The organism is Salinispora goodfellowii (genome assembly GCF_059570675.1).
Genome location: NZ_JCANTD010000003.1, coordinates 257,924 through 279,986 on the forward strand (window position 1 = coordinate 257,924; position 22,063 = coordinate 279,986).

General features: G+C 70.5%; 25 protein-coding genes and 1 riboswitch. Of the genes, 4 read left to right on the forward strand and 21 right to left on the reverse strand.

Going from position 1 to position 22,063, the window contains the following annotated elements; genetic code table 11:
- Positions 1-18: 18 nt before the first annotated feature.
- The 4 genes from T398_RS05975 (at position 19) to T398_RS05990 (ending at position 3,544) form a co-directional block, all read left to right on the forward strand.
- Positions 19-795: an ABC transporter ATP-binding protein gene (locus T398_RS05975; protein ID WP_496445366.1), complete on the forward strand. Its 777-nt coding sequence runs from the start codon at positions 19-21 to the stop codon at positions 793-795.
- Positions 795-1,745, forward strand: coding sequence for an LLM class F420-dependent oxidoreductase (locus tag T398_RS05980; RefSeq protein WP_496445368.1), 951 nt, complete (start codon positions 795-797; stop codon positions 1,743-1,745). The genes T398_RS05975 and T398_RS05980 overlap by 1 nt, the downstream gene beginning before the upstream one ends.
- A complete protein-coding gene (locus T398_RS05985; RefSeq protein ID WP_180197467.1) occupies positions 1,742-2,044 on the forward strand; it encodes a cupin domain-containing protein in 303 nt (100 codons plus the stop codon). The genes T398_RS05980 and T398_RS05985 overlap by 4 nt, the downstream gene beginning before the upstream one ends.
- A 78-nt stretch (positions 2,045-2,122) precedes the next feature.
- The gene (locus tag T398_RS05990) at positions 2,123-3,544 is read left to right on the forward strand and encodes a hypothetical protein (protein WP_496445371.1); all 1,422 of its coding nucleotides are present in this window, start codon (positions 2,123-2,125) and stop codon (positions 3,542-3,544) included.
- Between the two features lie 93 nt (positions 3,545-3,637).
- Here the strand turns inward: T398_RS05990 and thiC are convergent, their stop codons facing one another.
- From thiC to secY, 21 genes are all read right to left on the reverse strand, one after another.
- Positions 3,638-5,230, reverse strand: coding sequence for a phosphomethylpyrimidine synthase ThiC (gene thiC / locus T398_RS05995; RefSeq protein WP_496445373.1), 1,593 nt, complete (start codon positions 5,228-5,230; stop codon positions 3,638-3,640).
- A gap of 17 nt (positions 5,231-5,247) precedes the next feature.
- Positions 5,248-6,036 (reverse strand): bifunctional hydroxymethylpyrimidine kinase/phosphomethylpyrimidine kinase, encoded by a 789-nt coding sequence (gene thiD / locus T398_RS06000; protein WP_496445375.1) that lies wholly within the window; start codon positions 6,034-6,036, stop codon positions 5,248-5,250.
- On the reverse strand, positions 6,033-6,641 hold the full coding sequence (locus T398_RS06005; RefSeq protein ID WP_496445377.1) for a thiamine phosphate synthase: 609 nt from the start codon (positions 6,639-6,641) through the stop codon (positions 6,033-6,035). The genes thiD and T398_RS06005 overlap by 4 nt, the downstream gene beginning before the upstream one ends.
- Complete coding sequence (locus tag T398_RS06010; protein WP_180197472.1) at positions 6,638-7,417, reverse strand: thiazole synthase; 780 nt, start codon at positions 7,415-7,417, stop codon at positions 6,638-6,640. Before T398_RS06010 ends, T398_RS06005 begins: the two co-directional genes overlap by 4 nt.
- Positions 7,414-7,614, reverse strand: coding sequence for a sulfur carrier protein ThiS (thiS, locus tag T398_RS06015; protein WP_018222602.1), 201 nt, complete (start codon positions 7,612-7,614; stop codon positions 7,414-7,416). Before thiS ends, T398_RS06010 begins: the two co-directional genes overlap by 4 nt.
- On the reverse strand, positions 7,605-8,801 hold the full coding sequence (gene thiO / locus T398_RS06020) for a glycine oxidase ThiO (RefSeq protein ID WP_496445380.1): 1,197 nt from the start codon (positions 8,799-8,801) through the stop codon (positions 7,605-7,607). The genes thiS and thiO overlap by 10 nt, the downstream gene beginning before the upstream one ends.
- The gene (locus T398_RS06025) at positions 8,795-9,421 is read right to left on the reverse strand and encodes a thiamine phosphate synthase (protein ID WP_496445382.1); all 627 of its coding nucleotides are present in this window, start codon (positions 9,419-9,421) and stop codon (positions 8,795-8,797) included. Before T398_RS06025 ends, thiO begins: the two co-directional genes overlap by 7 nt.
- Positions 9,416-9,525, reverse strand: a riboswitch (TPP riboswitch). It overlaps the preceding gene by 6 nt.
- Positions 9,526-9,667: 142 nt before the next feature.
- Complete coding sequence (locus tag T398_RS06030; RefSeq protein ID WP_496445384.1) at positions 9,668-10,636, reverse strand: aldo/keto reductase; 969 nt, start codon at positions 10,634-10,636, stop codon at positions 9,668-9,670.
- 16 nt (positions 10,637-10,652) lie between these two features.
- Positions 10,653-12,332 (reverse strand): ATP-binding cassette domain-containing protein, encoded by a 1,680-nt coding sequence (locus tag T398_RS06035; RefSeq protein WP_496445387.1) that lies wholly within the window; start codon positions 12,330-12,332, stop codon positions 10,653-10,655.
- Positions 12,333-12,408: 76 nt separating this feature from the next.
- On the reverse strand, positions 12,409-13,014 hold the full coding sequence (locus T398_RS06040; RefSeq protein WP_496445389.1) for a class I SAM-dependent methyltransferase: 606 nt from the start codon (positions 13,012-13,014) through the stop codon (positions 12,409-12,411).
- Positions 13,011-13,883 carry a tRNA pseudouridine(38-40) synthase TruA gene (truA, locus tag T398_RS06045; protein ID WP_496445390.1) on the reverse strand — a complete coding sequence of 291 codons (873 nt, stop codon included), beginning with the start codon at positions 13,881-13,883 and terminating at the stop codon, positions 13,011-13,013. Before truA ends, T398_RS06040 begins: the two co-directional genes overlap by 4 nt.
- Positions 13,884-13,951: 68 nt before the next feature.
- Positions 13,952-14,536 carry a 50S ribosomal protein L17 gene (rplQ, locus tag T398_RS06050; RefSeq protein ID WP_496445391.1) on the reverse strand — a complete coding sequence of 195 codons (585 nt, stop codon included), beginning with the start codon at positions 14,534-14,536 and terminating at the stop codon, positions 13,952-13,954.
- 32 nt (positions 14,537-14,568) lie between these two features.
- Positions 14,569-15,591 (reverse strand): DNA-directed RNA polymerase subunit alpha, encoded by a 1,023-nt coding sequence (locus tag T398_RS06055; protein WP_018217041.1) that lies wholly within the window; start codon positions 15,589-15,591, stop codon positions 14,569-14,571.
- A 99-nt stretch (positions 15,592-15,690) separates the two neighbouring features.
- Positions 15,691-16,317 (reverse strand): 30S ribosomal protein S4, encoded by a 627-nt coding sequence (gene rpsD / locus T398_RS06060; RefSeq protein WP_018222594.1) that lies wholly within the window; start codon positions 16,315-16,317, stop codon positions 15,691-15,693.
- A gap of 13 nt (positions 16,318-16,330) precedes the next feature.
- Complete coding sequence (rpsK, locus tag T398_RS06065) at positions 16,331-16,738, reverse strand: 30S ribosomal protein S11 (RefSeq protein ID WP_012015102.1); 408 nt, start codon at positions 16,736-16,738, stop codon at positions 16,331-16,333.
- An 18-nt stretch (positions 16,739-16,756) separates the two neighbouring features.
- A complete protein-coding gene (gene rpsM, locus T398_RS06070; protein WP_018222593.1) occupies positions 16,757-17,137 on the reverse strand; it encodes a 30S ribosomal protein S13 in 381 nt (126 codons plus the stop codon).
- A gap of 264 nt (positions 17,138-17,401) precedes the next feature.
- Positions 17,402-17,515 carry a 50S ribosomal protein L36 gene (rpmJ, locus tag T398_RS06075; protein WP_012015104.1) on the reverse strand — a complete coding sequence of 38 codons (114 nt, stop codon included), beginning with the start codon at positions 17,513-17,515 and terminating at the stop codon, positions 17,402-17,404.
- A 92-nt stretch (positions 17,516-17,607) separates the two neighbouring features.
- Positions 17,608-17,829 (reverse strand): translation initiation factor IF-1, encoded by a 222-nt coding sequence (gene infA / locus T398_RS06080; RefSeq protein WP_007073013.1) that lies wholly within the window; start codon positions 17,827-17,829, stop codon positions 17,608-17,610.
- Between the two features lie 711 nt (positions 17,830-18,540).
- Positions 18,541-19,386 carry a type I methionyl aminopeptidase gene (gene map, locus T398_RS06085; RefSeq protein ID WP_496445392.1) on the reverse strand — a complete coding sequence of 282 codons (846 nt, stop codon included), beginning with the start codon at positions 19,384-19,386 and terminating at the stop codon, positions 18,541-18,543.
- 79 nt (positions 19,387-19,465) lie between these two features.
- Entirely contained in the window at positions 19,466-20,119 is a 654-nt protein-coding gene (locus T398_RS06090; RefSeq protein WP_496445393.1) for an adenylate kinase, read from the reverse strand.
- A complete protein-coding gene (gene secY / locus T398_RS06095; protein ID WP_496445394.1) occupies positions 20,120-21,445 on the reverse strand; it encodes a preprotein translocase subunit SecY in 1,326 nt (441 codons plus the stop codon). It abuts the gene before it with no gap.
- Positions 21,446-22,063 lie beyond the last annotated feature (618 nt).

The following is a 22,063-nucleotide window of genomic DNA, read 5'->3' on the forward strand; positions in this document are numbered from 1 at the left end:
ACTCAGGGAGGTCCGCGGATGATCCGGCTGTCCGGGGTGTCCCGGAGCTTCGATGGCCGCTCCGGCCCCGTCGAGGCCCTGCGCGGCATCGACCTTGAGATCGGCGACGGTGAGTTCGTAGCCGTACTCGGCCGCTCCGGCTGCGGTAAGTCCACTCTGCTCCGACTCATCGCCGGGCTACTCCCGGTCACCATCGGGGAGGTCACCGTGGCTGGCGCACCGGTCACCCATCCCCGACCAGACGTCGCGATGCTGTTCCAGCGACCGGCCCTCCTGCCCTGGCGCACGGTGCTCGACAACGTCCTGCTCCCGGTGGAGATCTTCGGCTGGAAGCGGGCCCAACACCGCGACCGGGCCCGGCAGCTGCTGGAGCTGACCGGCCTCGGCGGGTTCGAGAAGCGGCTGCCACACGAGCTCTCCGGCGGCATGCAACAGCGGGTCTCGCTCTGCCGCTCTCTGATCGGCGACCCCCGGGTGATGCTGATGGACGAGCCCTTCTCCGCACTGGATGCGCTCACCCGCGAGGAGCTCTCCGGTGAGCTGCAACGGGTGCACATGGAGACCTCCGCGACGGTCGTCTTCGTCACCCACTCCATTGAGGAAGCGGTTCTGCTGGCCGACCGGGTGGTGGTGCTCAGCCCTCGCCCCGGCCGCATCCGCGACACCGTTGACGTCTCCATCCCCCGTCCGCGCACGCTTGGCCGCAACGCACATCTGGCCGATGTCGCCCGGGTCAGCGCCGACCTGCACGAGCTACTCGCGGAGAAAGAACCCGGATCAGTGGAGGTACCCTGATGCGCGTCTCGGTATTCACCGAGCCACACCGTGGCGCCAGCTACGAAGACCAACTCCAGTTCGCCCGCCACGCGGAACGCTGCGGCTACGACGCCTTCCTCCGCGCCGACCACTACCGGGCGATGGGCGACGACCCGGCGATGCCCGGTCCCACGGACGCCTGGCTGACGCTGGCCGCGCTGGCCCGCGAGACCAACCGGATCCGGCTCGGCACGCTGGTCACGTCGGCCACCTTCCGGCTGCCCGGCCCGCTGGCCATCATGGTGGCGCAGGTCGACCAGATGAGCGGTGGCCGGGTCGAGCTGGGCATCGGCGCCGGATGGTACGAACGGGAGCACACCGCGTACGGGATCCCCTTCCCCAGGGTCGGCGAACGGTTCGACCGGCTGGCCGAACAGCTGGAGATCGTCACCGGCCTGTGGCGTACCCCTCCAGGGGCCGGGTTCAACCACAGCGGAGAGCACTACCAACTCGTTGACGCCCCAGCCCTGCCGAAGCCGGTCCAGCGCCCCGGTCCACCGGTGATCGTGGGCGGTCGCGGCGCGAAGCGTACCCCGGACCTGGCCGCCCGGTACGGCGACGAGTTCAACATGCCGTTCACCCCCGTCGCGCAGACGGCGGCGGCGTATCAGCGGGTCCGGGAGGCGTGCGATGCCGCTGGCCGGGCCGAGTCCGGGCGGCAACCGCTGACGCTCTCGGCGGGGATTGTGGTGGCCATCGGCCGTACCGACGCCGAGGCGCGCCACCGCGCCACTCCGCTACACCGACCCAGCGCACTGCCCCCGGAGGATGCGGTCGTGGGCTCGCCCGCGCAGCTCGTCGAACGCATCGGCGAGTTCGCCGCGATCGGAGCGAGCCGCGTCCACCTGCGCCTCATCGACCTCGCCGACCTCGACCACCTGGAGCTCGTCGCCGCCGAGGTGCTCCCCCAACTGGATGGACCACAATGAGCACAACCGACCTTGAGCTGGGCCCGGTGGGCCAGGAGATCGTTTTCGAGAACGACCGGGTACGGGTCTGGCACATCCGGCTGGCACCCGGTGAGCGGCAGCCGCTGCATCGGCACGACCACCCGTATCTGGTGGTGGCGATCCAGGGTGCCAAGAACGTCGTGCAGACCATCGACGGCGACCGGATCGACGCCGACGAGCCGACCGGCGGCGTCGTCTATCGGGATCCGGGTGCTGTGCACATGCTCACCAACACGGGCGACACGACCTACCTGGCCCGGCTGGTCGAGCTCAAGTAGTCCAGCGCCGGGGGCTACCGCACCCCGCCCCGGCGTGCCAGTGGCGCGCGCCCGGACCGGGACCGTAACGTGCCCGGCATGGCGTTTCGGACCTTGGGCAAGCTACTGCTCGCGGCGCTTGGGGTAAGCCTGTTGGCCGGAGCCGGACAGCTCGGCGTCGCATTCGGCTTCGGCATCGTGCGCTTCTCCGGCGCCTTCACCGGTGCGGGCCTCGACCAGGGGCCAGCACAGCTCGCCTGGGTCGCCTGGTTCACGGCGAACGCCGCAGTCGCCGGTGCGGTCGGTGCCGACCGGCTGGCGCGCCGGGGAGCCCCGCTGATCAGCGCTGGTCGGCGGGCTGCGGTGGCGGGCGCCGCCGCGCTCGGCGCCACGGTCGTCGCGCCGCTGGGAATGCAGTCCGCCCGAGCCGCCGACGTGGGTGCCGGGGCGCCGGTCTGGTCCGTCGCCGCTGGTGCACTCCTCGGCGTGGTACTCGGCGGGGGCGCGGCGCTGGCCGTCCTCATCCGACCCCCACTGCTCTGGAACCTGGCGTTCGTCGCCGGCCTGGGCTGGTTCCTCGCCCTGGCCTCGGTTGCTCCGTCGCTGAACGACACCGGTCCACTTCGGGCAGTACGCCTCGGGGTGTGGGAACCCTCCTGGCTCGATCCCGCCGCGGCGAACCGCCTCTGCCTGCTGGGCCTTCCGGTGGCGGTGCTACTGGCCGGAGCCGGCAGCGGCGGCCTCGGCCGTCGGCGCGGGCAGGCCGCATCCGTCGGCGCGCTGACCGGGCTCCCCGGGCCGATGCTGTTAGCCGGCGCGTACCTGGCCGCGGGACCCGGGACGGATCCGGACCAGTACCAGGCCACGCCGTACTACGCCGCCCTGCTCTCGGTGGTCGCCGGCGGGCTCGGCTCGGCCGGCGCCGCGTTGCTGCGCTGGCCGCTGCTCGAACGCCCCGTCGAACGAGCCACCACGCTACTGCGCTGGCCACCGAAGAAACGCCCACCGGCAGCCAGCCCCGGGTCGACACCCGCCCTCAAGCCGGCGGCCAACCCCGACCCGGCTCCCGACCCCGACCCGGCTCCCGACCCCAAGCCGGCCTCGAAGCCCGAGCCGACACCCGGTCCCGCACCGCTGCTCACGCCCGCGCCGACGGCAGTCTCCCCGGTACGCCCGGCTCCGGCCGAGGTCGACTCGGCCGCGCCGACCACCGGCGGCCCCGTACCGGCGGCCCCGCCGCGTCCGGCGTCGGACGAGGACGAAGCCGACCCGGGCACCGCAGCCGACCCGGTGGTGGCCGGCGCGACGCCGCCCGCCCCGCGCCGCCGAAGCCTGTTCCGACGCAGTCGCACCCGGGTCGACGAGGCGGGAAAGCCGCCGGCGGAGGTCCGGCTACCAGCACCGGACGAGGAGTTCGTGGACTGGGTCACCGGTCTGAGCGAGCCGGTGCCCAACAACGAGCCCGATCGGGAAAGCGCTCGCCGCTCGTTGCGTTCTGTCGGCCGGCATCACGCCGACTGACCCGGGGCCGCCCCGGCGCCTCGACTGGCCCGGTCGATGTGGGTGCCACGGTGGCACCCCGCCCGCTGGTCGGGGTGCCACCGTGGTCAGAGATCAGGCAAGCGGAAGGTAGACCCGACCGCCGGAGGCGACAAACTCCTCTGACTTGTCCTTCATGCCGCGTGCGGCGTACTCCTTCAGCTCCTGGGTGATCTTCATGGAGCAGAACTTCGGGCCGCACATCGAGCAGAAGTGGGCCGTCTTCGCTGGCTCAGCCGGCAGGGTGGCGTCGTGGTAGGCCCGCGCGGTCTCCGGGTCCAACGCCAGGTTGAACTGGTCCTCCCAGCGGAACTCGAACCGCGCCTTGGAGAGCGCGTCGTCCCACTCCTGGGCCCCCGGGTGCCCCTTGGCCAGATCGGCGGCGTGCGCGGCGATCTTGTAAGCGATCACGCCGGCCTTCACATCGTCCCGGTCCGGCAACCCGAGGTGCTCCTTCGGGGTGACATAGCAGAGCATCGCGGTGCCGAACCAGGAGCTCATCGCCGCGCCGATAGCGGAGGTGATGTGGTCGTACGCGGGCGCGATGTCCGTGGCCAGTGGGCCCAGCGTGTAGAACGGCGCCTCGTGGCACCACTCCTGCTGCAGGTCCACATTTTCCTTGATCTTGTGCATCGGCACGTGCCCGGGGCCCTCGATCATCACCTGGACGTCGTACTCCCAGGCAATTTTCGTCAGCTCACCGAGGGTACGCAGCTCGGCGAACTGCGCCTCGTCGTTGGCGTCCGCGATGGAGCCGGGGCGCAGCCCGTCGCCGAACGAGAACGTCACGTCGTAGCGGGCCATGATCTCGCAAAGTTCCCGGAAGTTCGTGTAGATGAAGTTCTCCTCATGGTGGGCGAGGCACCACGCCGCCATGATCGAACCACCCCGGGAGACGATCCCGGTCACCCGTTCCACCGCGAGCGGCACGTATGCCAGCAGCACGCCGACGTGCACGGTCATGTAGTCGACGCCCTGCTCGGCCTGCTCGATGATCGTCTCCCGGAACACCTCCCAGCTCAACTTCGCCGGATCGCCACCCACCTTTTCCAGGGCCTGGTAGACCGGCACGGTGCCGATCGGCACCGGAGAGTTCCGGACGACCGCCTCCCGGGTTTCGTGGATCCGCTTGCCGGTCGACAGGTCCATTACCGCGTCCGCGCCCCACCGGGTCGCCCAGGTCAGCTTCTCCACCTCCTCGGCGATCGAGGAGGTCACCGCCGAGGTGCCGATATTCGCATTGATCTTCACCAGGAAGGCTTTGCCGATGATCGCCGGCTCGCACTCCGGATGGTTGACGTTCAGTGGCAGCACGGCTCGCCCGGTCGCGATCTCCTCCCGCACCAACTCCGGCGCCACCCCCTCCCGGATCGCCACGAACTCCATCTCCGGCGTCACCACCCCGGCCCGGGCGTACGCCAGCTGGGTCGGCCGCTGGCCGTCCACCCCCGCCAACGGGGTACCAGCCCCGCGGACCGGGGCGACGTCCCCCCGCGACGCGATCCACTTGCCGCGCATCGGCGCTAGCCCCGCCTCCGGGTCGGAGCCCGGTCCCGAGGTGTCGTAGAGCCGGACGGGCGGGTTGTCTCCGGCGAGGTCGACCTCGGCGAAGGGCACCTGGATGTCCGGCCGCGATCCCTCGACGTAGACCTTGCGACGTTTCTGCATGACAGCCTCCCTATAGGTCAGACGGACCAGCTGAAGTGATCGAGTGGTCCGCGTCCCGCGCCCAACTCCCAGCCCCGAGCGCCGATCAGCGCCCGGGTCACATATTCCTTGGCCGCCGCGACGGCTGTCGGCACCGAATCACCGAACGCCAGCCGGCCGGCGACGGCCGCCGAGAACGAGCACCCGGTGCCGTGGTTGTGCCGGGTCGACACCCGGGCCGCGCGGAACTGGATGGTGCCGTCCTCGCCGTGGAGCACGTCCACCGCCGCTTCCTCACCGTCGGTGTCCCCGCCGGTGACCACGACATACTCCGGTCCGCCGGCGGCCAGTGCCTTCGCGGCGACGACCATCTCCTCGACCGTCTCCACCCGGCCGCCGGTGAGGGCCGCGGCCTCCGCCCGATTCGGCGTCGCCACCCGGGCGAACGGCAGCAACCGCTCCACCGCCGCGACCGTTCCCAGCCGACGTCCACTGGTCGACACCAGCACCGGGTCGACGACGAGGTGCGGCAGTCGGCCCTCCCCCGCCGCAACAGCGACCGCGTCGGCGATCGCCGGGCTACCGAGCGTGCCGGTCTTCACCGCCCGCACCGTGAAGTCGGTGAGCACGCTCTCCAGTTGGTCGGTGACGGTCTGCGGGGGCAACGACAGCACGGCATCAACACCGCAGGTATTCTGCGCGGTGACGGAGGTGACGACGCTGGTGCCGTACGCCCCCAGCGCCGCGAAGACCTTCAGGTCGGCCTGGATGCCGGCACCCCCGCCGGAGTCCGAGCCAGCGATGGTGAGGACGGTACGGGGTGTCATCGCATGCCTACCCGGGCGACGGCGTCGAAGGCTCCCTGAAGGGCGGCGGCTACGGCGCCCGGGTCCTCGGCCCGCATGATCGCACCCAGGACCGCCACCCCGGCGGCTCCCGCCCGCACACAGTCGCGCACCTGCCCGGACGTCTCGATCCCGCCCAGCGCCACCACCGGGACTGGACTGGCCTTGATCAAGCCTGCCAACCCGGACGGAAGCAGCGGTGGGCCGTAGCCGGGCTTCGTCGGCGTCGGATAGACGGGGGAGAGAGTGGCATAGTCCTCAACCGTGAGCCGGCCCAGTTCCGCCTCGTCGTGGCAGGAACGGCCGATCAGCCCGAGTCGCGGCGGCGGGTACGGACCAGCCGCCGGCAGGTGCACCGCGTCGCCGCCGAGCGGGTCCGGGCCGGCAACGACCAACGTACCGCCGACCGGGGTGAGGACCTGACGCAGGTCATCGGCGAGGGCGACGCGCTCGGCCCGGGGAAGGTCCCGCTCCCGCAGCACCACCCAGCGCGTACCGCCGGCCACCGCCGCGGCGACAACCTCGACGAGCGGTCGCCGGGCCACCCAGCGATCGGTGAGCACCACCAGGCCGGTAAGCCCGGTCACAGCTCCGGCCGCCCATCGTCCGGAGTCGAGGCGAGGGCGTGGAAGCGGCGCGGTATCCGGCCCGCCTGGTACGCGAGCCGGCCGGATTCGACCGCGTACCGCATCGCTGTCGCCATCGCCACCGGATCGGCGGCCCGGGTCACCGCGCTGGCCAGCAGCACCGCGTCGCAGCCCAGTTCCATGGCGAGCGCCGCATCGGAGGCGGTGCCGATCCCCGCGTCCAGGATCACCGGCACCGCCACGCTCTGCCGGATGAGCCGGATGTGGTGCGGGTTCGACACCCCGAGCCCCGACCCGATCGGAGAACCCGCCGGCATCACCGCCGCGCAGCCGACATCGGCGAGCCGACGCGCCAGAATCGGGTCGTCCGAGGTGTACGGCAGCACGGTGAACCCGTCGGCGACCAACTCCTCCGCGGCCCGCAACAGCTCCACGCCGTCGGGCAGCAGAGTACGTTCGTCGCCGATCACCTCAAGCTTCACCCAGTCGGTCTCGAACGCCTCCCGGGCCAGCTGGGCCACCTTCACCGCCTCACCCGCCGTGTAGCAGCCAGCGGTGTTGGGCAGCAGCCGGACCCCGCACCGGTCGACCAGGTCCAGTAGGCCACCCGAAGGGCCCCCGGTGGTGTCCACCCGGCGCAGCGCCACCGTGACCAGTCCGGTGCCGGAGGCTCGGATCGCCTCTTCCAGGACGGTGAGGTTGGCGGCCCCGCCGGTGCCGAGGACCAGTCGCGACGGGATCGGTACCCCACCCAGTTCGAAGGTCACCCCGCTCACCCGCCCTGCGCGGCGCTGAGCACCTCGACCCGGTCGCCCTCGCACAGCAGGGTGACCGGCCAGCCGCCCCGGGGCACGACCTCGCCGTTGACGGCGACCGCCAGACCACGCTCCTGTTCGGTCACCGCTCGGACCAGGTCCGCGAGCGTGGAGCCGGTGGGCAGGCTGCGCCCAAGGCCGTTCACCATCAGTTCCACGACTCCTCCAGTGGGGTCGGCCGGGACACGGCGGATCCGCACGCCGGGTCAGCGGTGGCGGGTGGACGGGACAGCCCCGGACCGAGGCGCTCCGGGGTGAAGGCGGCGAGTAGCGGATCCGGCGTACCGGTGGTGATCAGGTCGGCGATCAGGTCGGCGGTCACCGGGGTGAGCACCACCCCGTGCCGGTGGTGCCCGGTCGCGGCGAGCACCCCCGGCCGGCCCGGGAGCGGGCCAAGGATCGGCGCGTTGTCGGGGCTGCCCGGACGGAGCCCGGCGACCGCCTCGACCAGCTCGTACTCAGCCACCTCGGGTACCAGTTCGGTGGCGGCCCGGAGTAACCGCAACACCGCACCGCTGGTCACCATGGTGTCGGTGCGCTCCTCCGAGGTCGCCCCGACCACGACCTCCCCGTCCGGCCGCGGGACGAGATAGACCTGCTCCCCGTCGGCGAAGCCCCGGATCACGTGCTGGAAGCCCGGCGCACCGGGAGCACGGAGCCGAAGCACCTGGCCCTTGACCGGGCGGACCGGCAACCCGGTCAGCGCGGCGGAGCCGCAGCCGGCCGCGACCACCGTGGTCCCCGCGGTCACCTCGGTCAACCGCTGGACCGGCGTCGGCACCAGCACTCCCCCGGCCCGCTCGGTGGCGGTGCGCAACGCCGACACCAGCCGCCGCGGGTCCACCTGGTGATCGGTGCCGGCGTAGGCGCCACCCCGCAGCCGGGGTGACAGCGCCGGCTCCCGGTCTCGAAGCTCGGAGGGGCGCAGTGGGGTGACCGGCAGCCCCAGCCCCTGCTGGTACGCCCAGAGCCGGCGGGCCACCGCGAGATCGTCGGTGGTGAGCCCGACCATCAGGGTGCCCTCGCTGCGGTAGCCGACGTCGGTGCCGGAGGCGGCGGCCAGCTCGGCGGCGAACGCCGGCCAGCGCGCCGCCGACTCGGTGAGCAGTCCGGTCAGCTCGTGCTCCCCGAAGTACGCCTCGGCGACGGGCGCGAGCATCCCCGCCGCGGCGTGCACCGCACCCGAGCCGGGATCCGGGTCGTGTACGACGACCCGCAGCCCGTGGGCCGCGCACCGCCAGGCGATGGCCAAGCCGATCGGCCCGGCCCCGACCACCGCGACGTCGGGGGTGGACAGCGAGTTCCGGTTGCCGCCCCGGGGGGTGCCGGGGAGTCTGCTCACCATGTCAGTGCCGCCATCAGTTCGGTGGTGGTCCGGGCAGGGTCGGCGGCGCGCGAGAGCGCGCCGATCACCGCCACTCCGTACGCGCCCGCGGCCCGCAGGGCGGGCACGTCCGCCGCGGTCACCGCCCCGATGGCGATCACCGGCACGCTGACCGCGGCGGAAACCGCTCGTACCCCCGCCACGCCGATCGGGGGCGGCAGGCCGTCCTTTGAGGTGCTGGGGCGGACCGGCCCGACCCCGAGGTAGCTGGCCCCGGCGGCGACCGCCTCGACGGCGGTGTCCGCGTACCGGGCGGTGGCGCCGAGGACAGCGGCGGAGCCGAGCACCACGCGGGCCGCCCCGACCGGCAGGTCCTCGACGCCCACGTGCCCACCGGCAGCACCAACCGCCAGAGCCACGTGTAGCCGGTCATTCACCAGGCAGGTCGCACCGTACGGGGCGCAGAGCGCGGTCACCTGGCGGGCCAGGTCGTACGCCTGCCGGTCGGTCGCGTCGTCGGTCACGCGGACCTGGACGACCAGTTCGGCGCGAGCCACCGCCAGGGCGGCCCGCACCACGGTGAGCGGGTTGTGCCCAGGTCGAGTGTCGGTAATCAGATGTAGACGCCCAAGGGACGACACGGCAACTCTCCTCCCTGCGCCGGCACTATCCGGATCAGGTTCAACGGTCGGGGGCTCTCAGCCCCCCTCTCAGCCCGGTTTACCGGGCTCCCGTGGGTTCCTACCCACCACCGTACGGCAGGCGCCGTGTGGCTGCCAAGACGGCGTCCTCGACGCGGGTGTGCGGACCGGCCGCTGCCGGAGCCGGACCGGACACGAATCGGCCTCCCACCGTCGAGACGATGGGAGGCCGAGATTCTCCCCTCGCTAGCTGTCGAGTACCGCCCGCAGGGCGGCCAGATCGTCGGCATCGGGTGACCAGGAGCCCGCCGCCGCGTTGGCCCGCACCTGGTCAGGCTTGGTGGCACCGGCGATCACCGAGGCCACCGCGGGCTGGGCGGCGAGCCCGCCGATGGCGACCTGAAGCAGGCTGAGCCCGCGCTCGGCCGCGTATGCCTCGAGCGCCTCGATGGTGTCCCACTCGGCGGCGGCCAGCCGGGCCGCGTACCGGCCGCCACCGGCGAGGCGAGTGCCCGACGGCGCCGCCGCGCCGCGCTGGTACTTGCCGGTGAGCAGTCCGTTGGCGAGGGGAAAGAAGGGCAGCAGGCCCAGCCCGAACCGCGCACACGCCGGGACAACCTCGGCCTCGACGCCCCGTTCGAGCAACGAGTAGTGGTTCTGGGCGGAGATGAACCGGGTCGACCCGCGCGAGCTGGCGGTCCAGTCCGCGTCGGCGATCTGCCAGCCGTCGAAGTTGGAGTTGCCCAGGTACCGCACCTTGCCGGCGGTGACCAGATCGTCCAGTGCGGCGAGCGTCTCGTCGATCGGAGTGCCCGGGTCCGGCTGGTGCAGCTGGTACAGGTCAATGTGGTCGGTCTGCAGCCGCCGCAGCGAAGCCTCCACCGCCCGCATCACATAGCGCCGGGCACCGCGGGCGCCGTAGTCCGGCCCGTTGTGGCCGTCCATGTCCATGCCGAACTTGGTGGCGATCACCACATCGTCCCGGCGCCCCTTGAACACCTGGCCGAGGAGTTCCTCGGAGCCACCCGGCGGAGCACCATAGATGTCGGCGGTGTCGAAGAAGTTGATCCCGGAGTCGAGGGCGGCCGCCACCACCGCCCGGGTCCCGTCCAGGTCGACCCGGCGGCCAAAGTTGTTGCAGCCGACGCCGACCGCGGACACCACGAGCCCGGAGTCGCCCAACCGGCGGTACGTCATCTCAGTCACGAAATCCACCCTATGCCGCCCGCGCTCAGGCCACCTCCCAGACCGGCTCGGCGACCTCCACCACCTCGCCGTCCCCTTGGAACAGCAAGAATCGATCGAAGGAACGGGTGAACCATCGATCATGGGTCACCGCCACCACCGTCCCCGCGAACGCGGCCAACCCCGCTTCGAGCGCCTCGGCCGAGGCCAGGTCCAGGTTGTCCGTCGGCTCGTCAAGCAGCAGCAGGGTCGCCCCGGACAGCTCCAGCAGCAGCACCAGGAACCGAGCCTGCTGGCCGCCGGAGAGAGTGCCGAACCGCTGGTCCCCCTGCCCGGCCAGCTCGTACCGGGACAGCGCCGCCATCGCCGAATGTCGATCCATTCCGGCGCGGTGCTCGTCGCCCCGCCAGAGGATGTCGACCAGCGTCCGCTCCATCAGCTCCGGCCGGTCGTGGGTCTGGGAGAAGTGGCCGGGCCGGACCCGGGCACCGAGGCGGGCCGCCCCGTCATGCCCGACGGGTGCGAGTCCCGCGCCGCCGTCAACCGGCAGATTCACCGGATCGGGGTCGGTTCCGCCCCGGGCGATCAGGCGGAGGAAGTGCGACTTCCCGGTCCCGTTGGCACCGAGCACGGCGAGCCGGTCGCCATACCAGAGCTCCAGGTCAAAGGGGTAGGTCAGGCCGTCGAGCGCCACCTGCTCGCAGCTCAGGGCACGCTTGCCGGTGCGGCCGCCGGCCAGCCGCATCCGGATGTCCTGCTCCTTCGGGGGTACGGGCGGCGGCCCGGCCTCCTCGAACTTCCGCAACCGGGTCTGGGCGGCCTGGTAGCGGGAGGCCATACCCGAGTTGTACGCGGCCTTCTGCTTGTACATCAGCACCAGTTCCCGCAGCTTCTGGTGTTCCTCGTCCCACCGCCGACGCTGCTCGTCGAGACGGTCGTGCCGGGCGACGCGGGCCTCGTGCCAGCTGGCGAAGCCACCCGGGTGTACCCACGCGCCACCACCCTCGACCGCCACCACCCGGTCCGCGGTGCGGGCCAGCAGTTCCCGGTCGTGCGAGACGTACAGCACCGACTTGCCGGACTCCCGCAGCCGCGCCTCCAACCAGCGCTTCCCGGGCACGTCGAGGAAGTTGTCCGGCTCGTCGAGCAGGAGCACCTCTTCCGGACCACGCAGGAGCAACTCCAGGGCGAAGCGCTTCTGCTGGCCGCCCGAGAGCGTCCGGACCGGACGGTGCCGCGCCGTATCCCACGGCAGGTCGAGCACGATCGTGGTCACCGTGTCGAAGAGCACCTCCGCGTCGTACCCGCCCGCCTCCCCCCAGGCGGCGAGCGCGTCCGCGTACGCGAGTTGGGCTTTGCCGGCGGCGGTGCTGTACTTGCCACGCACCTCAGCCGCCCGCATCGCCGACTCCGTTCCGGCGACCCGCTCACCCGCCTCGCGTAGCCGGGGCGGGGCGAGGGATAGGGCCAGGTCGGCGAGGGTTGACTCGTCGCCGATCATCCCGATGAACTGACGCATCACGCCCAGCCCGCCGGCCCGGGTGACCACGCCGCGCTGCACCGGCAGGTCGCCGGCGACCATACGCAGCAGCGTCGTCTTGCCCGCGCCGTTCGGCCCGACCAGGGCGATCTTGGCCCCGTCCGCGACCCGGAACGACACATCGCCGAAGAGCTGCCGCCCGTCGGGCAGCCAGTGCCCAACGGCTGCCACATCCACGTAACCCACGTTGGCATCCTGCCGGGCCGACCCGGCCGGGCCAACCCGTTTTACCGGACCAGCGCGCGCTACCGGACCAACCCGGTTACCGGGTCACCCGCAGCACCCGGTAGCCCTTCTGGCTCGCCGGCCGCGCCACCTGCCAGCCCCGCTCGGACAGCCAGCGGTGTAACGAGTCACCACCAAGGTGCCGGGCGACAACCAGCCAGGCCACCCCGCCCGGCGCCAGCCGGGGCAGCCAGCGCAGCAGGAGCTGGTGCAGCTCGTGCTTGCCGATCCGGATCGGCGGATTCGACCAGATCTGATCGAACGTCACCGCCGCTGGCACCGCGTCCGGCGGGGAAACCCGGACCCGGGCCGCCGCCCCGACCCGCGCGGCGTTGGCCGTGGTCAGCTCCCGAGCCCGCTCGTTGACATCCACGGCCCAGACGGTGGCCGACGGCACCGAGGTGGCGAGCACACAGGTGATCGGTCCGAAGCCGCAACCGAGGTCGAGCAGGTGACCGGTGCTCTCCGGTTCCGGTAGCTCGGCCTTCCGCAGCAACACCGCCGTACCCGGGTCGAGTCGCCCGGCGGAGAAGACACCGCCGGCGGAGGCCAGGGTGTAGTCGCGGCCGGCCGCGGAGAAGACCACCTCCCGGGGTTGGGCGGCGGTCGCCGGTTCAGCAGTGAAGTAGTGGTCGCCGGTCACACCGATGATTCTCGCACCGGCCCCGCCGACGCCCCGCCCCAGGCCGGCGGCGGCACCCGCAACCGGCGGGTCCGGGTGGCCCGCCGGCCGTACTCGGCGGGGTCGTCCGGGTAGCCCACCTCGACCAGGGTCAAGCCGTGTGCCGGGGCGACGTTCACCTCGCTGGCGCGCTCCCGACGGGCGAGCAGCCCGGCCGGCCAGTCAGCGGGGCGGCGGCCATCCCCGACGGCCAGCATCGCACCGACCAGACTGCGCACCATCGCCTGGCAGAAGGCGTCAGCCTGCACGGTCGCCACGAGAATCCCGTCCGGGGCACTCCGCCAGTCCAGCCGGGTCACCTCCCGCAGCGTCGTCGCGTTCTCCTTCCGCCGGCAGTACGCGGCGAAGTCGTGCTCCCCCACCAGCCCGTCGGCGGCCGTGTTCAGCGCCGCCAGGTCGAGCCGGCTCGGCCAGGCCAGGGTGTCGTGGCGCCGCAACGGCTCGGCCCCCCAGGGCACGTCCGTGACCCGGTACTCGTACCGCCGGAAGGTCGCCGAGAAGCGGGCGTCGAATTCGGCCGGCGCGCCCGTCATCGCCCGTACCCGGACGTCGGCGGGGAGCAGCCGGGCCAGCCGCCGCAGCAGGGTGGTCTCATGCTGGTGCCACAGATCGGTCCGCAGGTCGACGTGGCAGACCTGCCCGGTGGCGTGCACGCCGGCGTCGGTCCGGCCGGCGACGGTCAGCCCGGTCGCCGCGCCGGCACCGAGCACCAGGTCAAGCGCGGCCACGAGGGCACCAGCGACCGTACGCCGCTGCGGCTGGACCGCCCAGCCGGAGAAGTCGGTTCCGTCGTACGAGACATCCAGCCGTACCCGGGTGCGCTCCTGCACTCGTGTCCCCTTCCGCGCGTCGGGCCCGACACCCGGATGGGTGTCGGGCCCGACGGGAGCCTGGCCGATCAGGCCTTGTTCTGCTCGTTGTTCTGCTCGTTGTTCTCCTCGACAGCGAGGTCGCTGTCTGCACGGGCCGCAGCGGTGTCCCCCGAGACCGAGACGGGCGCCTCGGCGTCCTGGTCGCCGCTGGTCGGCGCCGGGGCCTCCGCGGCCGGGGCGAGCGCCTCGACCTTGTCCTGCTGCGCGGCCTTGCGGGCGGCGGTCTTCTTGTTCGCCTTCGGCTGCGCGACCGCCAGCTCCTCGACCAGCTCGATGATCGCCATCGGGGCGGCGTCACCCTTACGCGGACCGGTCTTCACGATCCGGGTGTAGCCACCGTTGCGGTTGGCGTACCGGGGCGCGATCTGGTCGAACAGGGTGTAGACCACGTCCTTGTCCTTGACGACCCCGAGCACCCGACGCCGGGCGGCCAGGTCACCGCGCTTCGCCTTGGTGATCAACTGCTCCGCGAGCGGGCGCAGCCGCCGGGCCTTGGTCTCGGTGGTCTGAATCTTGCCGTGCTGGAACAGCGACATGGCCAGGTTGGCCAGCATCAACCGCTCGTGCGCCGGGCTGCCGCCGAGGCGGGCACCCTTGGTGGGCGTGGGCATTCTCGGTGCTCCTCGTCAATCCTCAGCCGCGCTTACAGCTGCTCAGTCTCGCGGTAGTCCTCGGTGTCGTAGTCGGCCTCACCGAAGGCGTCCACGACGTTCGCCGGGTCGAAGTTCGGAGCCGAGTCCTTCAGCCCCAAGCCCATCCCGGCGAGCTTCATCTTGACCTCGTCGATCGACTTCTGGCCGAAGTTACGGATGTCGAGGAGGTCAGCCTCGGTACGCCCGATGAGCTCACCAACGGTGTTGATGCCCTCGCGCTTGAGGCAGTTGTAGGAGCGGACGGTGAGGTCCAGCTCCTCGATCGGCAGCGCCAGGTCCGCTGCCAGCTGGGCGTCCTGCGGGGACGGCCCGATGTCGATGCCCTCTGCGGTCTCGTCCAGCTCCCGGGCCAGGCCGAAGAGCTCGACCAGCGTGGAACCGGCCGAGGCCAGGGCCGTGCGGGGCCCCATCGACGGCTTCGACTCGACGTCGATGATCAGCCGATCGAAGTCGGTCCGCTGCTCGACCCGGGTCGCCTCGACCCGGTAGGTGACCCGCAGCACCGGCGAGTAGATCGAGTCTACCGGGATCCGACCGATCTCGGCACCCGCCTGCTTGTTCTGCGCCGCGGTGACGTAGCCACGGCCCCGCTCGACGGTCAGCTCCATGTCGAGCCGGCCCTTGCCGTTGAGGGTGGCGAGCTTCAGGTCCGGGTTGTGCACCGAGACGCCAGCCGGGGGCTGGATGTCACCCGCGGTCACGTCACCCGGGCCCTGCTTACGCAGGTACATGCTGACCGGCTCGTCATGCTCGGAGCTGACGCAGAGCTCCTTGATGTTCATGACGAGCTCGACCACATCCTCCTTGACCCCGGGGATCGTGGTGAACTCGTGCAGCACACCATCGATCTTGATCGAGGTCACCGCCGCGCCGGGGATGGACGACAGCAGCGTCCGGCGCAGCGAGTTGCCCAGGGTGTAGCCGAAGCCGGGCTCCAGCGGCTCAATGGTGAACCGGGACCGGGTCTCGTTGATCGACTCCTCGGAGAGCGAGGGCCGCTGGGAGATGAGCATCTCTTCTCTTTTCTTCCGGGGCGCCCGCCATATGACGCCCACGACACACACCGTTGTGGTGGTCCGCCCCCGCGCGGGGGCGGACCACCACCCGAGCACCTACTTGGAGTAGAGCTCGACGATCAGCTGCTCCTGGACCTGGGTGTCGATCACCTGACGGCTCGGGAGCGAGTGCACGAGCACCTTCATCTGACTCGGAATGGCCTCCAGCCACGCCGGCACGCTCTTGGAGCCGGCCTCGGCCTGCGCCACCAGGAACGGGGTGAGCTCCTTGCTCTTGCCCCGGACCTCGATGATGTCGTGCTCCTTGACGCGGTACGACGGGATGTCGACCTTCTTGCCGTTCACCGTGAAGTGACCGTGCTTGACCAGCTGCCGGGCCATGTCCCGGGACTTGGCGTAGCCGGCCCGGTAGACCACGTTGTCCAGCCGCGACTCAAGGATCTGCAGGAGGACCTCACCGGTCTTGGCCTGCTTCGCCACGGCCTCGTCGTAGTAACCGCGGAACTGCTTCTCCAGCACGCCGTAAACCCGGCGGGCCTTCTGCTTCTCGCGGTGCTGGAGCAGGTACTCCGTCTCCTTCGTGCGACCACGGCCGTGCTGTCCGGGCGGGAACGGCCGGGACTCGAACGGGCACTTCGGGCCATCGCACTTGCTGCCCTTGAGGAACAGCTTCATCTTCTCCCGCCGGCAACGGCGGCAGTCAGCACCGGTGTAACGAGCCATCTCTTCCTACCTCTCAGACCCGGCGACGCTTCGGCGGACGGCACCCGTTGTGCGGCTGCGGGGTCACGTCGGAGATCTGACCGACCTCCAGGCCGACGGCCTGCAGCGAACGGATGGCGGTCTCCCGGCCGGAGCCGGGGCCCTTGACGAACACGTCGACCTTGCGCATGCCGTGCTCCATCGCGCGACGCGCGGCGGCCTCGGCGGCCAGCTGCGCGGCGAACGGAGTCGACTTGCGGGAGCCCTTGAAGCCAACCTGGCCGGCGGAGGCCCAGGAGATGACCGCACCGGTCGGGTCCGTGACGGACACGATGGTGTTGTTGAAGGTGCTCTTGATGTGCGCCTGGCCGTGGGCGACGTTCTTGCGTTCCTTGCGCCGGACCTTCTTGACGGCGGCTCCGGCACGAGCCTTCGGTGGCATAAGTCTTCTGCGCTCCTATTACTTCCTGCCGGGCTTCTTCTTACCGGCGACGGTCCGCTTCGGGCCCTTGCGGCTGCGGGCGTTGGTCCGCGTCCGCTGACCACGAACCGGTAGGCCCCGGCGGTGCCGGATACCGGCGTAGCAGCCGATCTCGACCTTGCGACGGATGTCCGCGGCGACCTCGCGGCGCAGGTCACCCTCGACCTTGTAGTTGGCCTCGATGTGGTCGCGGAGCTGCACGAGCTCCTCGTCCGTGAGGTCCCGGGCGCGCTTGTCCGGCGAGATGCCGGTGGCGGCGAGCGTCTCCAGGGCGCGGGTACGACCCACGCCGAAGATGTAGGTGAGCGCGATCTCCAACCGCTTCTCGCGGGGGAGATCCACGCCGACTAGCCGTGCCATGTGCGGGCGTACTCCTCGTGTTTTCTGGCGGAGGTGTGGTCCCGTCCCATCCCGCTACCGACCATCCCCGTTCTCCGACGCCGATATCGACGTCGGCGACCGGTTTGGTCGCTGCCCGAGCGGGCCCCGGCCTCCGACCGGGGGTTAACCACGACGAGGTACGCGCTGCGCACTCCTGCGGCTGGAACGAGCATGTGCTGTGTTGTGACGAATCTGCGGCTGGGCCGGTGTCAACCGGTCGCGGTGTCACGACCGGCTGAACAGTCAGCCCTGACGCTGCTTGTGGCGCGGGTCGGCGCAGATGACCATGACCCGGCCGTGCCGGCGGATCACCCGGCACTTGTTGCAGATCCGCTTGACGCTCGGCTTGACCTTCACGGTTGCCTTACTTCCGATCTGGCCCGGCGACGCGGCGGGCGCGGCTCCGGGCGACGAAGACGGACACGGGATTCACCCGGCCGCCGTCAGGCTTACTTGTAGCGGTAGACGATGCGCCCTCGGGTCAGGTCGTACGGCGAAAGTTCGACGACGACCCGGTCCTCCGGCAGGATACGGATGTAGTGCTGCCGCATCTTGCCGCTGATGTGAGCCAGCACCTTGTGCCCGTTCGCGAGCTCCACCCGGAACATGGCGTTCGGCAGGGGCTCAATGACCCGGCCCTCGATCTCGATGGCTCCGTCTTTTTTCGGCATGTCCTCCGCTGTCCTGACGTCGGTTGCTCCGGACGGCCCACAACGCCTTTCACGGGATGACTGATCGAAATCAGGTGACCCGCGCCAGCCGCGGCTCCAGCACCCGCCGAAGCGCGGGCGGGCATGCCGGAGTGGACGCTGTGCGCCGATCAGAAAGTGTACGCCGGCCCGTACGCCGTCGCCAAACCGACCACCCGACCGGGCAGTTGACCTCACCGAACCGGACGATCGGACGGTCAGCGCCGCCCGTCGGAGTGCTGGGGCGCGGGCCGCACCAACCCGTCCGGCCCCACCGGAGGCCCAGGCCGGCACGGGCCCGGACCGGCTAGGGGACGGCCGGGTCCAGCACCGGCCAGGTCCGGCACCGGCCAGGGTCCGGCACCGGTCGGGTGGCCGGCCCCACCGCCGGGCCCACCACCGGCCGGCGTTGGCACTATCCCAAGCCGGCGGGTCCGACGGCCGGCGCCAGCCGGACCAGCCGCCCGGCTGGCCTGCGGTCAACGCGCCAGCCGAATCCCACACCGGCGGCACAGTCAGCGCCCGCCAGGGCCCCGGCGAAGCCGCCGTTCCCGAGCTGACCTCGCACTACTCGCGGGGCCGTCCCGGGCGGACGCCCCGCTGCTCCCGACCTGACGCCGGGCTGCTCGCGGACCCGGGCTGCTCGCGGACCCGGGCTGCTCGCGGGCCCCAGCCGGTTGGTCTCCTCGGGCCTCAGCCGGTAACCGCTGGTTGTTGGGCGGTCACCAGGTCACCGAGACGCTCCCGCCCGCCGTCGACCGCGGTGAGCACCCACACCCCATCCGGCAACAGTGCCATGCTGTGCTCCACGTGCACCGCCCGAGAGCCGTCCCGCGTCACGACCGTCCAGCCATCGGCCAGCTCTGCCGTCCGCGGCGAGCCCAGGGTGATCATCGGCTCGATGGCCAGCGCCATCCCCGGCACCAACCGGGGGCCCTTACCCGGACGGCCATAGTTGAGCACATGCGGATCCTGGTGCATCTCGGTGCCGATTCCGTGACCGCCATACCCGTCAACGATGCCGTACCGCCCGCCCTTGCGGACCGCCGTCTCGACGGCGTGGGAGATGTCGGTAAGCCGTCCCCTGCCGCTGACGGCGCCGCGGGCGGCCGCGGCGATGCCGGCCCACATCGCGTCCTCGGCGACCGCGGCCATCCTCAGCAACGCCGGATCCACGTCGCCCACCGCGACGGTGATGGCTGCGTCCCCGTGCCAACCGTCCAGCACCGCACCGCAGTCGACGGAGATGATGTCTCCGTCCCGGAGCACCTGGGTGGGGGCCGGAATACCGTGCACCACCTGCTCGTTGACCGATGCGCAGATCGAGGCGGGGAAGCCGTGGTAGCCCTGGAAGGACGGGGTTGCCCCCGCCGCCCGGATCGTCGACTCGGCGATCGCGTCCAGCTCCGCGGTGCTGACACCGGGAGCCACCGCCTCCCGCATCCGGCGCAACGCCTCCGCCACCACCAGCCCGGCGGCGCGCATCTTCGCGATCTGGTCAGCGGTCTTCAGCTGGATATCCAACTGGGGACGACGCATCGGGGCAAACCTTTCTCACCGAGCAGCGGGCACGCCGCCACGTACCCCGCTACCGGGGCTCTATCCGCAGGGCTGGGACTCAGCCGCCGTAGGACCGCAGAGCGTCGATTGCCCGAACGGTGACATCCTCGACCGGGCCGGTGGCGTCGATGCCCACGAGTTTGCTCTGGGCACCGTAGTAGTCCACCAGCGGCGCGGTCTTGTCCGTGTACTCCCGCAACCGGGTGGCAATGGTCTGCGGCTTGTCGTCGTCCCGCTGGAACAGCTCAGCCCCACACCGGTCGCAGCGCCCCTCCTGACTGGGGGCGTCGAACTCGACGTGCCAGACCTTGCCGCAGCCCCGGCAGGTACGACGGCCGGAGAGCCGCCGAATAACCTCGTCGTCGTCAACCACCAGTTCGAGCACCAGGTCCAGCGCGGCGCCCAGGTCAACGAGGAGCTTGTCCAGCGCGGCCGCCTGTGGCGTGGTCCGCGGGAAACCGTCGAGAAGGAACCCCGCACCGGCGTCCGGTTCGGCGAGCCGGTCCCGGACCATGCTGATGGTCACCTCATCCGGCACCAACTCGCCGGCGTCCATGAATCGCTTGGCCTGAACCCCGAGAGGCGTACCCTGCGAGACGTTGGACCGGAAGATATCCCCGGTCGAGATCTTCGGCACCGCAAGGTGCGCGGCGACGAACTCTGCCTGCGTGCCCTTGCCCGCACCCGGCGGGCCAACCAGAACGAGTCTCATCTACCGCAGGAACCCTTCGTAGTTCCGCTGCATCAGTTGGCTCTCGATCTGCTTGGTGGTCTCGAGACCGACACCAACCATGATCAGAACTGCGGTACCACCGAACGGGAAGTTCAGGTACTGCTGGCGGTCGAGCCAGATGAAGAAGAAGTTCGGCAGGATCGAGACGACGGCCAAGTAGAGCGCGCCCGGCAGGGTGATCCGACTGAGGATGAAGTCCAGGTAGTCGGCGGTCGGCTTGCCCGGACGGATGCCCGGAACGAAACCGCCGTACTTCTTCATGTTGTCCGCGACCTCGGTCGGGTTGAAGGTGATCGAGACGTAGAAGTACGTGAAGAAGATGATCAGCAGGAAGTAGACCACGATGTAGATCGGGCTGGTCGGGTCGACCAGGTTGTTCTGAATCCACACCTGGGTCCGGCCCGGGTTGTTCTGGTCGAAGAACTGCAGGGCCAGCTGCGGCAGGTAGAGCAGCGACGAACCGAAGATGACCGGGATAACACCAGCCTGGTTCACCTTCAACGGGATGTAGGTGGACGTGCCGCCGTACATCCGCCGGCCGATCATGCGCTTGGCGTACTGCACCGGGATCCGGCGCTGCGACTGCTCGATGAAGGTAACCGCGGTGATGATGACCAGCACCAGGGCGATGACGAGCAGGAACTTGGCCCAGCCCTGGCTCTCCTTGATCGTCCAGCCCTCGGCGGGGAGCCGCGCCGCGATCGAGGTGAAGATCAGCACTGACATGCCGTTACCGACACCGCGGCCAGTGATCAGCTCGCCGAGCCACATCACCACACCGGTGCCCGCGGTCATCGTCATGACCAGGATGCTCAGGGTCAGCCAGTTCGGGACGCCGGTATCTTCCGGGATGATCGGGAACTGGTCGCACTGGTTGTTGAAGAGCTGCCCGGAACGGGCCAGCGCCACGAAGGCCGACGCCTGCAGCACGCCGAGCCCAAGGGTCAGGTAGCGGGTGTACTGCGTGATCTTCGCCTGGCCGGCCTGACCCTCCTTGCGGAGCTGCTCCAGTCGGGGGATCACCACCGTCAACAGCTGCAGGATGATCGACGCGGTGATGTAGGGCATGATGCCCAGCGCGAAGACCGAGAGCTGGAGCAACGCCCCACCAGAGAAGAGGTTGAGCAGGTTCAGTACGCCGGTGCTGCCCTGCGTCGCGTCGATGCACTTCTGCACGTTGGTGTACGACACACCGGGGCTGGGTAGCGCGGCACCGAGGCGGTAGATCGCAATGATGCCGATCGTGAACAGCAGCTTCTTGCGCAGGTCAGGCGTACGGAACGCACTGAGAAAGGCAGACAGCAAGTTCTTCCTCCTGCGCGAAGGCCGCGTGGCCTTTCGCCAACACGGGCACCATCAGACTGGCGACCTAGACGACGCCGAAGTCACACCCTAACAGGCTTGCCCAACACCACACCACTGGGTGCCTACATGTCTTGTTCCGTCAGGTCGCGGCATACGAAGCTGACAGACGAGGGAGCGAACCTCCACGGCCTCCCACATCGGGGCCCGGAGCAGCTTACGCGCCCATCCGGCCACCAGAGAGCGACGCACCGATTTATCGAGCCTATAATCTTCTATTGACCCCGGCACCACCCGTACGCTAGCGTGCAGAATTGTTGGCAACTATAGCTAACGACTCTGGGGCGACTCCCATGCACCCCGGCCCGACCGCGATCCCCTGATCTCGGTTTTGGGTCTCAGACTCGGCCTCGATCTCGCTACGGCCGTCACGCTGGCACTCGCCCAGCCCATCCGGACCTCAGCCACACCTCCACCGTGGTCGGTGAAGTCCACATCAGGTATGCCACCCGAACACGAAAGTGGTATCGCTGACCATTAACACATCGGGGCTTCGAGTCCGCCGGGTGGTAACGCGGCAGCACCTGTAAACAGAGTTTCCCGGACCCGTCGGTCAATTCG

Coding starts and splice junctions, on each gene's coding strand:
- T398_RS05975 (WP_496445366.1), top strand. CDS start 19: ATGATCCGGCTGTCCGGGGTGTCCCGGAGCTTCGATGGCCGCTCCGGC.
- rpsK (WP_012015102.1), bottom strand. CDS start 16,738: ATGCCACCGAAGGCTCGTGCCGGAGCCGCCGTCAAGAAGGTCCGGCGC.
- T398_RS05985 (WP_180197467.1), top strand. CDS start 1,742: ATGAGCACAACCGACCTTGAGCTGGGCCCGGTGGGCCAGGAGATCGTT.
- thiC (WP_496445373.1), bottom strand. CDS start 5,230: ATGCAGAAACGTCGCAAGGTCTACGTCGAGGGATCGCGGCCGGACATC.
- T398_RS05980 (WP_496445368.1), top strand. CDS start 795: ATGCGCGTCTCGGTATTCACCGAGCCACACCGTGGCGCCAGCTACGAA.
- map (WP_496445392.1), bottom strand. CDS start 19,386: ATGCGTCGTCCCCAGTTGGATATCCAGCTGAAGACCGCTGACCAGATC.
- T398_RS05990 (WP_496445371.1), top strand. CDS start 2,123: ATGGCGTTTCGGACCTTGGGCAAGCTACTGCTCGCGGCGCTTGGGGTA.
- T398_RS06055 (WP_018217041.1), bottom strand. CDS start 15,591: ATGCTCATCTCCCAGCGGCCCTCGCTCTCCGAGGAGTCGATCAACGAG.
- T398_RS06090 (WP_496445393.1), bottom strand. CDS start 20,119: ATGAGACTCGTTCTGGTTGGCCCGCCGGGTGCGGGCAAGGGCACGCAG.
- thiO (WP_496445380.1), bottom strand. CDS start 8,801: ATGGTGAGCAGACTCCCCGGCACCCCCCGGGGCGGCAACCGGAACTCG.
- thiD (WP_496445375.1), bottom strand. CDS start 6,036: ATGACACCCCGTACCGTCCTCACCATCGCTGGCTCGGACTCCGGCGGG.
- rpsD (WP_018222594.1), bottom strand. CDS start 16,317: ATGGCTCGTTACACCGGTGCTGACTGCCGCCGTTGCCGGCGGGAGAAG.
- rpsM (WP_018222593.1), bottom strand. CDS start 17,137: ATGGCACGGCTAGTCGGCGTGGATCTCCCCCGCGAGAAGCGGTTGGAG.
- infA (WP_007073013.1), bottom strand. CDS start 17,829: ATGCCGAAAAAAGACGGAGCCATCGAGATCGAGGGCCGGGTCATTGAG.
- rplQ (WP_496445391.1), bottom strand. CDS start 14,536: ATGCCCACGCCCACCAAGGGTGCCCGCCTCGGCGGCAGCCCGGCGCAC.